General features: G+C 42.3%; 10 protein-coding genes. 9 read left to right on the plus strand and 1 reads right to left on the minus strand.

Annotated elements, in window-relative coordinates:
• Positions 1 to 49: 49 nt before the first annotated feature.
• From HWV02_RS13860 to ugpC, 3 genes are read left to right on the plus strand one after another with little or no spacing between them, the layout of a single operon-like run.
• Complete coding sequence (locus HWV02_RS13860) at positions 50 to 931, plus strand: sugar ABC transporter permease (protein ID WP_211688269.1); 882 nt, start codon at positions 50 to 52, stop codon at positions 929 to 931.
• 34 nt (positions 932 to 965) lie between these two features.
• A complete protein-coding gene (gene ugpE, locus HWV02_RS13865; RefSeq protein WP_255550342.1) occupies positions 966 to 1,808 on the plus strand; it encodes a sn-glycerol-3-phosphate ABC transporter permease UgpE in 843 nt (280 codons plus the stop codon).
• 47 nt (positions 1,809 to 1,855) lie between these two features.
• The gene (gene ugpC, locus HWV02_RS13870) at positions 1,856 to 2,947 is read left to right on the plus strand and encodes a sn-glycerol-3-phosphate ABC transporter ATP-binding protein UgpC (protein WP_211688271.1); all 1,092 of its coding nucleotides are present in this window, start codon (positions 1,856 to 1,858) and stop codon (positions 2,945 to 2,947) included.
• 110 nt (positions 2,948 to 3,057) lie between these two features.
• On the opposite strand, the gene HWV02_RS13875 is transcribed toward ugpC, so the two are convergent.
• A complete protein-coding gene (locus HWV02_RS13875; RefSeq protein WP_211676374.1) occupies positions 3,058 to 4,266 on the minus strand; it encodes a NupC/NupG family nucleoside CNT transporter in 1,209 nt (402 codons plus the stop codon).
• Positions 4,267 to 4,902: 636 nt separating this feature from the next.
• Between HWV02_RS13875 and HWV02_RS13880 the strand changes: the two genes are divergently transcribed.
• The 6 genes from HWV02_RS13880 to HWV02_RS13905 all read left to right on the plus strand — a co-directional run bounded on the left by HWV02_RS13880 (position 4,903) and on the right by HWV02_RS13905 (position 13,390).
• On the plus strand, positions 4,903 to 6,315 hold the full coding sequence (locus tag HWV02_RS13880; RefSeq protein ID WP_211688272.1) for an amidohydrolase: 1,413 nt from the start codon (positions 4,903 to 4,905) through the stop codon (positions 6,313 to 6,315).
• 248 nt (positions 6,316 to 6,563) lie between these two features.
• Positions 6,564 to 7,736 (plus strand): isovaleryl-CoA dehydrogenase, encoded by a 1,173-nt coding sequence (locus HWV02_RS13885; RefSeq protein WP_211688274.1) that lies wholly within the window; start codon positions 6,564 to 6,566, stop codon positions 7,734 to 7,736.
• Between the two features lie 5 nt (positions 7,737 to 7,741).
• Positions 7,742 to 9,349 carry a carboxyl transferase domain-containing protein gene (locus HWV02_RS13890; RefSeq protein ID WP_211688276.1) on the plus strand — a complete coding sequence of 536 codons (1,608 nt, stop codon included), beginning with the start codon at positions 7,742 to 7,744 and terminating at the stop codon, positions 9,347 to 9,349.
• A 92-nt stretch (positions 9,350 to 9,441) separates the two neighbouring features.
• On the plus strand, positions 9,442 to 10,257 hold the full coding sequence (locus tag HWV02_RS13895) for an enoyl-CoA hydratase-related protein (RefSeq protein WP_211676377.1): 816 nt from the start codon (positions 9,442 to 9,444) through the stop codon (positions 10,255 to 10,257).
• 5 nt (positions 10,258 to 10,262) lie between these two features.
• Entirely contained in the window at positions 10,263 to 12,422 is a 2,160-nt protein-coding gene (locus HWV02_RS13900) for an acetyl/propionyl/methylcrotonyl-CoA carboxylase subunit alpha (protein WP_211688278.1), read from the plus strand.
• Positions 12,422 to 13,390, plus strand: coding sequence for a hydroxymethylglutaryl-CoA lyase (locus HWV02_RS13905; protein WP_211676379.1), 969 nt, complete (start codon positions 12,422 to 12,424; stop codon positions 13,388 to 13,390). The genes HWV02_RS13900 and HWV02_RS13905 overlap by 1 nt, the downstream gene beginning before the upstream one ends.
• Position 13,391: the final 1 nt, after the last annotated feature.

Raw genomic sequence — 13,391 nt, forward strand, 5'->3', positions numbered from 1 at the left:
AATGTGCGCTACAGTTAACCTATTCCTTTAAATTTATTAGGTTTTTACTGTGCAACAACGCCAACAGTTTACCCACTCGGCACTACCTTATTTTCTATTAGTGCCACAAATTGCAATTATTGCGGTGTTTTTTTTCTATCCAGCCGCTGAAGCCGTTTATCTCTCGTTTATGTTAGAAGACCCTTGGGGCCTATCATCTATATTTGTCGGATTAGAAAACTACAGCATTATTTTTAACTCTGCTGAATATTTAAACTCAGTCTTTTTCACCCTTGGATTTGCCGTCGTTGTCTCTTTTCTGTCTTTGGCGATTGCTCTACTGCTCGCCGTTAAAGCCAACAATATCCTGCATGGTAAAAGTGCATATAAAATAACGTTAACCTGGGTGTATGCTGTTGCGCCTGCTGTAGCGGGTATTATGGGTGGCTTTATCTTTAATCCACACATTGGTGTATTCACCGATATTTTTGCCAGTTTAGGTTGGGACTTTAGCTTATATACCAACCCTTTTGACGCGACATTTGTCTTAGTTTTAGTCTCGGTGTGGAAACAAGTATCCGTTAACTTCATCTACTTTTTGGCTGGTTTACAGTCCATTTCATATGCGGTAAATGAAGCTGCAATGCTGGATTGCGAAAGTGATCGTCGTCGATTCTGGACCATCACCTTCCCGCTGCTTGCACCAACTGGGTTCTTTTTACTTGTCATCAACTTAACCTATGCCTTTTTTGAAACCTTCGGGGTTATCGATACCTTGACGTCTGGTGGACCTGGCGGCGGTACAACATCATTGGTATATAAAATTTATCGCGATGGCTTTATTGGTACCGATCTCGGTGGCAGCGCAGCACAATCTGTAGTGTTACTGGTTTTAGTATTGCTATTAACTTGGGTTCAATTCAAGTTTATCGAAAAACGCGTGCATTATTAATCGCAGACTGATTAACAAAAATGAGAATTTAATTATGAAACAAAATCAATGGCTAGATCATGTGATCCTGATTATCGGTGCACTCTTTATGATCATCCCTATTTGGTTAATATTTGCCAGTTCGACACACAGCCCAAATACCATTATCAGTGATGGGTTACAGTGGTTACCAGGTGGTAACTTCAGCGCAGTTTACAGCGAGGTCTGGAGTAAAAGTATCGGATTTAGCAGTGATGTAAACGCAAAATCCATGATCATTAACTCGATGATCATGGGACTTGGCTTTGCTATCGGAAAAATCATCATTTCTATGATGGCTGCTTATGCGTTAGTTTACTTCCGAATGCCGTTTGCATCACTTTGGTTTTGGCTTATTTTTGTCACCCTATTACTTCCATTAGAAGTGAGGATCATCCCCTCATACGAAGTCGTTGCTAACTTAGGCATGCTAAACAGTTTTTCGGGGCTAATCCTGCCGTTAATTGCATCGGCTACCGCAACGTTTTTTTTCCGCCAGTTTTTCCGCACAATTCCGAATGAATTATTAGAAGCAGCACAACTCGATAATGCCGGACCAATCCGCTTCTTTCTTGATATCTTACTTCCTTTATCAAAAACCATGATTGCCGCAATTTTCATCATTATGTTTGTTGTTGGTTGGAATCAATATTTGTGGCCAATCATGATGACGACGGATGAAAGCTACAACACCATAGTGATGGGGATTAAGCAGTTACTCAGCGACATTAGTCAAAGCAGTCAACCACGTTATGACCAGGCATTCGCATTAGTTATATTCGCAATGCTGCCACCAATCTTAGTCGTCATCATCTTCCAACGCTGGTTTGTTAAGGGCCTCGTTGAAACCGAAAAATAGCCGTGGTTTTAACCACCGCCAACACCTAATTTGTAAAGAGAACGAATATGTTAGCACTTAAAAACTTAGTTAAAACTTATGACAACGGCCACCAAGCAGTAAAAAATGTTTCTGTTGATATTAAACAAGGGGAGTTCATTGTATTAGTGGGCCCGTCTGGGTGTGGTAAATCATCCATTTTACGATCTATTGCTGGTTTAGAATCAATCACCAGCGGTGAAATACACCTCAATAATCGTCGTATCGATAATGAGAAGCCAGCAAGTCGCGATATTGCGATGGTATTCCAAAATTATGCCTTGTATCCACACATGACAGTGTATGAAAACTTAGCCTATGGATTAAAAAACAGAGGTATAGATAAAAAAACAATTGCATTAAAAATCGAGAAAGTAGCTGCTACATTAAAAATAGCGGACTATCTAGATCGTAAGCCAGCTAAGTTATCAGGTGGTCAACGCCAACGTGTTGCTATGGGTCGCGCAATTGTACGCGATCCCCAATTGTTCTTATTTGATGAGCCTTTATCTAACTTAGATGCATCATTACGTGCGCACATGCGTTTAGAAATTAAGAAGCTACAACGAGAATTAGCCGTAACCAGTGTTTATGTCACACATGATCAGGTTGAAGCAATGACGCTAGCAGACCGCATCATAGTATTAAATCAAGGTGTAATAGAGCAAGTTGGTACGCCCGCCGAAGTTTACCACCAACCAGCAAGTACCTTTGTCGCCAGCTTTATTGGGAGTCCCGCGATGAACTTTCATCAAGCTGAAATTATCGATGGCGTCGTAACATTTGAAGACCAAAGCATATTTTTATCCGAATACGCACATTTACCAGCACAGACAATCCAGTTAGGCATTAGACCTGAACATGCTTTATTAGAGCCTTCGAACACTGGATTAAATTTTTCACTTACCGTACAAGCTGTTGAACCATTAGGACCGAATCAACTCGTGCATGGTTTAGTCAATGATAAAATATTTACGGCTTTAACGCCCGAGCAACACTTCTCAAGCAAAGAAATATTAACCCTGAATGTTGCAAAACAGCACTTACACCTCTTTAGCAAAGACGGGAAACGATTATTATCGGCGAATGAAAATACGGGCACATTAGCTAAAGCAAGCTGAATGCTCGTTAATTAAACCCGTAATAACAAAAAAGGCACACTTCAACCAAACGTTAAAGTGTGCCTTTCTATTTAACTTACTGAATGATTACAGCATCCAGTCATACAATCTTACAAGCTAATGAAGATGCCCGCTAATGCAGCACTCATTAAGTTAGCGAGTGTTGCTGCTAGTACCGCTTTAAAACCTAAGTTTGCAACATCTGAACGACGCTCTGGCGCCATCACACCGATAGAACCGATTTGAATTGCGATAGAACCAATGTTAGCAAAACCACACAATGCAAACGTAATAATAACTTGGCTGTGCTCAGAAATGGTCTCTTTAACGGCAGCGAAGTCCATGAAAGCAACAAATTCATTTAGAATCACTTTTTGACCAATGAATGAACCTGCTACAAGCATTTCATGCTCAGGCACACCAATCATAAATGCGAGTGGAGCGAAGATATAACCCAGCACACTTTGTAACGTTAGGTTTTCAATATTGACCCAGTTACCTACCGTTTCTAAACCAGCATTGACCATTGCAATCACACTCACAAATGCAATTAACATAGTACCGATTGCCACAGCAACCTTCATACCATTCATCGCACCCGCTGCTAATGCATCAATCGCATTACTGTGTTCGCTTTTTGCCATTACAACATCAGCGTCTTCCGTTACAGTTTCTTGCTCTGGTACTAATAACTTAGCCATCAACAAACTGCCCGGTGCCGCCATGAAACTTGCTGCGATCAGGTATTTAAGTTCAACACCTAAACCTGCATAACCACCAAGTACACTGCCCGCAACCGATGCCATACCACCCGTCATTACAGCGAATAATTCTGAACGTGTCATTTTTGGTAAAAACGGTTTTACCAGTAATGGAGACTCACCTTGAGAAAGGAAAATGTTACCCGTGGCAGCTAATGATTCAACACGACTTGTACCAAGAAACCTCTGGATACCACCGCCAATCACTTTAATTACCCACTGCATTACACCAATGTAATAAAGCAATGAAATAAGCGCACTAATAAAAATAACTAAAGGCAATACGCGGATCGCAAAGATAAAACCTTCCGTCGCTAAATCACCGAATAGGAATTGGATACCGACATCAGCAAAACCAAGAACACTCGCCACACCACTGCTCATTGCACCAAGCATTGACTGGCCAATAGAAGAGTAAAGTACAAGTGCAGCAAAACCAGCTTGTAGGAATAATGCTCCACCAACGGTACGCCATTTGATCGCTTTGCGATTTTCAGAAAGTGCACAAGCACATAAAATAAGTACTACGATACCGACTAAGCTAATTAACAACTGCATAATTTCATTCTGCTCATAAAAATAGATGTATAAAAAATGAAGGTGTTATACCGATTGTAATAAAATTTAGATGGCAGTAAACGCAGGAAAAATTAACACCCAGTGGGATTAACTTAGACCTGATTAATGATCAGTATTTTATTGCAATGGGTATTACGTGCATTGATATATGAGGTGAGGAAAAACAGTATTTTCTAAAAAAGAATCTAGTCAGTCCGCCCAATAACAACATACGAGTCACCTTGATCGCAAGCTACAGTCACGCTGGTCCAAATTCCTTGGGTCGCTCATATTTCCTTGATGACGGCTTGTAACTAAGGTGGCTAAACTCGATGGTTCTGGCCGGAACGGAATTATATAGAGATCTAAGTCACATTAACAACCTTATTTAACATTAATTACAAAACATGAATTAATGTTTAAAATTCGAACTAAATACGCAAATATTAAACTTTGCATAGTAATTAACGAACAATGAAACAGATACTAGCTAAAACAATCAACGCTTGAAGAATCACATAGTAAAAGATGTTTACTTGCCATTAGCAATCAATAAGCTTATAAAGCTCTGGTAAATAGTATCATTCGACTTCCCAGAGTGTTTTCTGTCCTATTCAATAAAATTGAGATTTAAACATGTTTGCTAGTAAGAATTTTTTTAACAAGACATTAATAGCCGCTTCTATTATTTTTGCAACGTCAGTGACCGCTGCAGAAAAAGTAGATCTCATGATCACTGACGCCACAGTATTAACGATGAACAGTGATAAAACCATTTATGAAAATGGAACCGTGGTTATTAAAGGGAATAAAATTATTGCCGTTGGTAATGCGGAGCTTGCACAACAATACAAAGCAAACAAGGTAATGAATGTTGATGGCGACATCGTTATGCCGGGTTTAATTAATACTCATACTCACGTATCAATGACCGTATTCCGTTCATTAGCAGATGATGTTCCAGGACGATTACACCGCTACATATTCCCACTAGAGAAGAAACTAGTAAGCCGTGACATGGTGCGTATTGGCGCTAACCTTGGTAACCTAGAAATGGTTAAAGGTGGCGTAACAACGTATAGCGATATGTATTACTTTGAAGACGAGGTAGCAAAGACTGTTGATAAAATTGGTATGCGTGCAATCCTAGGTGAAACAGTGATTAAATTCCCTGTTGCCGATGCACAAAATGCACAAGAAGGCATTCAATACGCACTTAACTTTATTGAAGAATATAAAGATCATCCACGTATTACCCCTGCATTTGCCCCCCATGCACCTTATACAAATACGACAGAAGTTTTGCAACAAATCACTCAGTTAGCAAAAGAGCATAACGTACCTGTATTAATTCATTTAGCTGAATCAGAACGTGAAAACGAAAGTATTGCTAAACGTTCTGACGGTAAATCGCCTGTTGAATACATGGATAGTATTGGTTCATTAGACGAACGTTTAGTGGCTGCTCACATGATCAATGTAAGCGAATCTGATATCGAACTAGTGAAAAAAGCCGATACGGGTGTTGCACATAACATGAGTGCAAACATCAAATCAGCGAAAGGTGTATCACCCGCGCTTAAAATGTATGACGAAAACGTACGTATTGGTTTAGGTACTGATGGTCCAATGTCGGGTAATACATTAAGTACAATCGATGAATTTAACCAAGTGGCTAAAGTTCACAAACTCGTGAATCACGATCGCGGTGCAATGCCCCCTATTAAAGTTATCGACATGGCGACGATGGGCGCAGCAAGAGCATTGCATATGGAAGATAAAATTGGTTCTTTAGAGGTTGGAAAACTAGCTGATGTTATCGTAATTGATACAAAAGCGCCAAACATGGTACCTATGTACAATCCATACTCTGTACTTGTGTACTCAGCAAACTCTGCGAATGTACGCCACTCTATCATTGCAGGTAAGGTGATCATGCAAGATCGTGACATGCTAACGGTTAACGAAAAAGAAATCGTTACTGAAGCAATAGAATTCACTAAAAAAGTACGTAAAACAGTAATAGAGAACGGTGAAAAAGTAATATAAGTAGATTACTTTAACTTAGCATAGATAGTTTCCACCTAAAACATAAAGCCAAGATATTACATCTTGGCTTTTATGCTTAATAATTAAATCAAACAACGTTGAAGCGCCTAAACATCAAGATATTCAAATTGGCAACCCCACTCGTTAACTACCATACTCAAATTAATGAAAGACAAGATTAATTACGAGAACCTTAATGACCGTAAGTGGACATAATCCTTCACTTAACCATCGAAATAGGGACACAGATGGCCAATTCCTACACATCACTCAACTTTGCCCTTGGCGAAACCATCGAACTGCTGCGTGAAAGCGTGACAGCGTTCGCAAATGACGAAATAGCCCCACGCGCAGCACAAATAGATCAAGATAATCTGTTTCCAGCGGATATGTGGCAAAAGTTTGGTGACATGGGATTATTGGGTATCACCATCAGTGAAGAATATGGTGGTGTTGATATGAACTACCTTGCTCATGTCATCGCGATGCAGGAAATAAGCCGCGCATCTGCATCGGTAGGATTAAGCTATGGCGCACATTCTAATCTTTGTGTTAATCAGATATTTCGGCATGGCAATGCCAAGCAAAAACAGAAGTACCTGCCCAAACTCATTAGCGGAGAACACGTAGGTGCATTAGCCATGACCGAACCCAATGCGGGTTCTGATGTGGTTTCAATGAAATTAAGTGCGGTATTGGAAGGTGACAACTACATACTAAACGGCAACAAAATGTGGATCACCAACGGGCCCGAAGCCAGTACTTATATCGTTTACGCAAAAACAGCACCCGAATTAAACAGCCATGGTATTACTGCTTTTATTGTTGAACGCAGTTTTGATGGGTTTAGCCAAGCGCAAAAGCTGGACAAATTAGGCATGCGTGGTTCCAATACCTGTGAGCTTGTGTTTCAACATTGCCGTGTACCCAAAGACAATATCCTGGGCGAACTCAATCAAGGCGTACACGTATTAATGAGTGGCCTTGATTACGAACGCCTTGTGCTAACTGGCGGACCACTCGGGATCATGGATGCTTGCATGGATCTCGTCGTCCCTTATATCCACCAGCGTAAACAGTTCGGTAAAGCCATTGGTGAATTCCAACTTGTGCAAGCCAAAATTGCAGACATGTATAGCCAAATGAACGCAGCCAAATGCTATACCTATACAGTTGCACGCGCTTGTGACAACGGCGAAGCCAGCCGTAAAGACTGCGCAGGAGTGATCTTATATTGCGCCGAACTGGCCACAAAAATGGCACTCGATACAATTCAATTGTTAGGCGGAAATGGTTACAGCAACGAATACCCCGCAGGCCGTTTACTCCGTGATGCCAAGCTCTATGAAATTGGCGCCGGTACATCAGAAATGCGTCGTATATTGATTGGCCGAGAACTGTTTAATGAGCCAGGAGTCTAGAAAACATGGCTAAAATAGGCACAACACTCAATATCAAACACCCTATTTTTGTCGCGAAACAACAAGCCATGCTAGATCTTGTAAAACAGCTAGAAATTAACCTAGAACAAATCAAACAAGGCGGTGGTGAAATAGCACAACAGCGCCATTTAGCCCGAGGTAAAATGCTAGCCCGAGAGCGTATTGATGCTTTATTAGATCCAGGTTCTCCCTTATTAGAACTAGGTCAATTTGCGGCTTGGCGGTATTATCACGAAGCGGTTCCAGCAGCGGGTGTCGTGGCCGGCATTGGGCGCGTAAATGGTATCGAATGTATGATCATTGCCAACGATGCCACCGTCAAAGGCGGCACCTATTACCCATTAACCGTTAAAAAACACCTGCGCGCCCAAGAAATAGCTGAGCGTTGCTGCCTACCTTGTATCTATTTAGTCGACTCTGGTGGTGCATTTTTACCCCAGCAAGATGAAGTTTTCCCCGACCGCGACCACTTTGGCCGTATCTTCTTTAACCAAGCGAATATGTCCGCCAAAGGCATTCCACAAATCGCCTCTGTCATGGGGTTATGTACCGCAGGTGGCGCTTACGTTCCCGCAATGGCAGATGAATCAATCATTGTAAAACAGCAAGGCAGCATTTTCCTCGCAGGCCCTCCATTAGTCAAAGCAGCAACGGGCGAAGAAGTCACCGCTGAAGAATTAGGTGGTGCCGATGTGCATTGTAAAACATCGGGGGTTGCCGACCATTATGCCCAAGACGATGCCCACGCATTACAGCTGGTACGCCAAGCTATCGCCAATATCAACCATGTAAAACGCCCTGATTTAACCATTTATCCCAGTGCCCCACCGCTATACGATAGCCACGAACTGTACGGTATTGTTGGCACCGATTTAAAAAAACAATTCGACGTTAAAGAAGTCATAGCCCGTATTGTTGATAACTCCGAACTCGATGAATTTAAAGCATGCTATGGCACAACACTGGTGTGTGGTTTTTCCCGTATTCAGGGTTACCCTGTCGGTATCATCGCCAACAACGGCATCTTATTTTCTGAATCTGCCCAAAAAGGCGCGCATTTTATTCAACTTTGCTGCAAACGCAAGGTCCCATTAGTGTTCCTGCAAAATATCACCGGGTTTATGGTCGGAAAAAAGTACGAAGCAGAAGGCATAGCAAAGCACGGAGCAAAAATGGTTGCCGCAGTAGCTTGCGCACAAGTGCCTAAGTTTACCGTCATTATTGGCGGTAGTTATGGTGCTGGTAATTATGGTATGTGTGGCCGTGCTTACGACCCCACCTTGTTATGGATATGGCCGAATGCCAGAATTTCAGTGATGGGTGGAGAGCAAGCTGCAAGCGTACTCAGTCAAATCAAAAAAGACGGGTTCGCACGTAATAATAAAATCATGACAGATGACGAAGAAACTAAATTTAAAGCCCCTATTATTGAACAATATGAAACCCAGGGAGACCCTTATTATGCCAGCGCACGACTGTGGGATGACGGTATTATCGACCCTTTGCAAACGAGGCAAGTACTCGGATTAGCGATATCAGCCGCACTTAATGCACCGATTAAAGATACCCAGTTTGGCATTTTTAGAATGTAGTTTTGTCTATCTCAATTTATATGCCCAAACTACTTCAAGGTGCACAATCACAAATCAAATATCATTATCATTATCACAGCTAGGATCATTGAATGACAAAGAATTCAGACCAACTCAATATCATCAATGCAGAGCACTTACATACGGCGATTGATCATCAGGGTGTTGCAACTATCACCCTCACTCGTGCCAAGGTACGCAACGCATTTAGTGCCGACACAATCAATCACCTGCTTACCACCTTAGCGGTGTTAAAACATGATTCTGCTGTGAAAATATTGATATTACGCGCCCAAGGTGAACACTTTTCTGCTGGGGCGGATATAAAGTGGATGAAAGATATTGCCAAACTCGGCTATCAAGACAATCTATCCGATGCGGTACAATTAGCAAAGTTAATGGATAAGCTGAATCAATTCCCTAAACCAACCATAGCGCTAGTACAAGGCGCTTGCTTTGGAGGCGCAATCGGACTTGTCGCCTGTTGTGACATAGCCCTCGCGACAACCACCGCCAAATTTTGCCTAAGTGAAGTCAAAATTGGTCTTATCCCTGCGGTAATCAGCCCTTACGTTGTGGCCGCGATTGGGCCTCGGCAAGCACGACGATATTGTTTAACAGGTGAAGTGTTTAGCGCAGAGCAAGGGCTAGAGTATGGTCTAATCCATCAAATACATGATGATTTAGACACACTGTCCACGCCCTTTATCAATGCTTTACTCAATAATGGTCCAGCAGCAATGCAAGCAGCTAAAGCACTCATTAATGACATTACCAACCATGTTATCAATGACACATTAATTGCCGACACAAGCCAGCGTATTGCCGCAATTCGGGTATCAAACGAAGCTCAGGAAGGACTCGATGCATTTTTGAATAAGCGTAAGCCCGACTGGAGCAAGGAATAACGTCTATGTCGCATCATTCGTTCGCGAATAAGCCCAAGCCATTTACCAAGGTCCTCATCGTTAATCGCGGTGAAATAGCCTGTCGAATCATAAAAACAGCGCAGCGACTTGGTATTCAGTGTGTCGCCATTTATTCCGCTGCTGACACAAATTCACGTCACGTTAGCATGGCTGATGAAGCATTTTATTTAGGGCCTGCACCAGCAACAGAGTCTTACCTTAATCGCGCGCGAATTTTAGAAATAGCAGCAGAGTCCAATGTTCAAGCTATTCACCCTGGTTATGGTTTCTTATCCGAAAACGCAGACTTTGCCCAAGCATGTACGCTACAAGGCTTAATCTTCATTGGGCCAAGTGTAGATGCGATAACAGCAATGGGCAGTAAAAGCGCTGCGAAGGCCATCATGGCAACAGCGCATGTTCCTCTGGTCCCGGGTTACCATGGTCACTGCCAAGACGAGCTAACGTTAAAAAAGAACTCACAACAGATCGGCTATCCACAGTTACTTAAAGCCGTATATGGCGGTGGTGGTAAAGGAATGCGTATCATCAATCACGCCAGTGAGTTTACCTATGCTCTCGCCGCAACGAAACGAGAATCAATGGCTAGTTTTGGTAATGACGACATGCTAATAGAGCGCTATTTAACTAAGACTCGCCACGTCGAAATCCAGATTTTTAGTGACCATCATGGTGACTGCATTTACCTCTCTCAACGTGATTGCTCCATTCAACGCCGTCATCAAAAAATATTAGAAGAAGCCCCCGCCCCCGCATTACCACTTGCAACTCAAATAGCCATGGGGGAAGCCGCAGTTGCCGCCGCAAAAGCCATTAATTACCATGGGGCTGGCACGGTGGAGTTCTTATATGATGAGCAAGGCCAGTTCTATTTCATGGAGATGAATACCCGTTTGCAAGTTGAACATCCCATCACCGAAATGATTACAGGGCTTGATTTAGTCGAATGGCAGTTGCATATTGCCAACGGTGAACCATTACCCTTAAATCAAAACCAAGTACAAATTAATGGTCATGCGATTGAAGTACGGATTTACGCTGAAGATCCTGATAAAGATTTTATGCCCGCCAGTGGGAATATAGAATTTTTGAATCAACCCGTAGAATCCAAACACGTGCGTATTGATACTGGTGTAGTTCAAGGCGATGAAATCAGTCCGTATTACGACCCCATGATCGCCAAGTTAATTGTCTGGGATCATAACCGAGACCTTGCCCTGCTGCGATTACAAGCCGCATTGGCTGATTATAAGATTGCCGGCATTAAAACCAACATCGGTTTTTTAACTCAGTTAATACAAATACCTGCGCTGCAAGCAGCGAGTCTCAATACTGACTTTATTATCACCCATGCGGAGGCCTTAAAACCTAAAGCAGTAAGTCTTAATTATGTCTTAATCTTGGCGGGATTCGCATTACAGTTAAATCTAGAATCACAGTACGTTACGACTGATGCTATAACCAGTAATACCGTAATGCATCATATAAACAATGATATACACTCCCCTTGGTCTCAAACAACGAGTTGGCGTTTAAATCAACCCGCAATCAAAAAATTTACACTGACAACGACCAATAACGACAACCATCATTACACACTCACACTGACAAAGTTAGCGCAGGGTTTTCAAGTAACAGTTAATAGCTATGAACAACACACTCAAAACAAAAGCCAGAAAAAAGATAAAGTGTGTTCAGATAGCCTTGTGAGTGGTCAACTTAATCGCAATGAACTCACCGCGTGTATCGATGGTCATCAAATTAAAGCAACGATTGTTATATCGCCATTACACATAACTGTTTTTTATGCGGGTAGTAGCACCGTGCTATTACGCCAATCTCTAATGCAATCCACAGTGCAAAACAAGGCCTTACGATCTAGTATTGAAGATGAACTCGAAACAAAGATAACCGCACCAATGAATGGCGTTATTGTCAGCGTACTTTGCCAACCCGGCCAAATCGTCGAGGCGGGTGAACCTTTAGTCGTGATGGAAGCGATGAAGATGGAGTGCAATATCAATGCACCCGTAGCTGGCACAGTAACAACCGTGTTTTATCAAGATGGCGACATGGTCAAAGATGGTGCTCAATTAATACAATTAACTCCATCCCTGACACTTGATAACAAGGAACAAGCGTAATGACGTCGCGACTCTCTGATAACCAGAACCACCGCTCTAACCAAGAGCATCAACTGCCCGAAACAGTTAAAATTGTCGAAGTAGGCCCCCGGGACGGGCTACAAAATGAAATAGAAATAAGCCTAAATGATAAGATCTCGCTGGTGAATATTCTTAGCCATACCGGTTTGACCATGATCGAATCAGGTAGCTTCGTCTCACCCAAATGGGTGCCCCAGATGGCAAATAGTGGCGATCTATTTAAACGTATAAAGCGCACTAATGGTGTTACTTATTCTGCGTTAACGCCCAATTTGATTGGTTTAAATGCTGCTATCGCTGCAAATGTCGATGAAGTGGCAATATTTGGTTCTGCGTCTGAAAGCTTTAGCCGCAAAAATATTAACTGCTCTATTAACGAATCACTGCGTCAATTTGAGCCAGTCGTAAAACAAGCACTAGCGACAGGATTACCCGTACGTGGTTACATCTCTTGCACACTTGGCTGCCCCTATGAAGGCTACATCAGCGTTAACAAAGTAGCAAAAGTCGCTCAACAGTTACACGACATGGGATGTTATCAAATTAGCCTTGGAGATACTGTTGGTGTAGGTACACCCGAAGCAGTAAAAACCATGATCAACGCCGTCGCTCAGCACGTTCCCATCACTAAATTAGCTGTACATTTCCATGATACTTACGGCCAAGCGTTAGCCAATATTTATGCCGCATTACAATTAGGTATTCGTGTTATCGACAGTGCTGTAGCAGGTTTAGGTGGTTGTCCTTATGCCCGTGGCGCGTCAGGTAATGTCGCCACCGAAGATGTGGTGTATATGCTCAATGGCTTAGGGATTGAATCTGGTGTAGATCTCAATGAATTAATTACTGCAGGTAACTTTATTTGCCAACGTTTAAATCGTCCCAATGGCTCTAAAGTCGCCCTAGCCTACCCCACCGCTCAAGCGCGATTTCAATCATTAATATGAG

This window comes from Moritella sp. 28 (genome assembly GCF_018219435.1).
GTDB lineage: Bacteria > Pseudomonadota > Gammaproteobacteria > Enterobacterales > Moritellaceae > Moritella.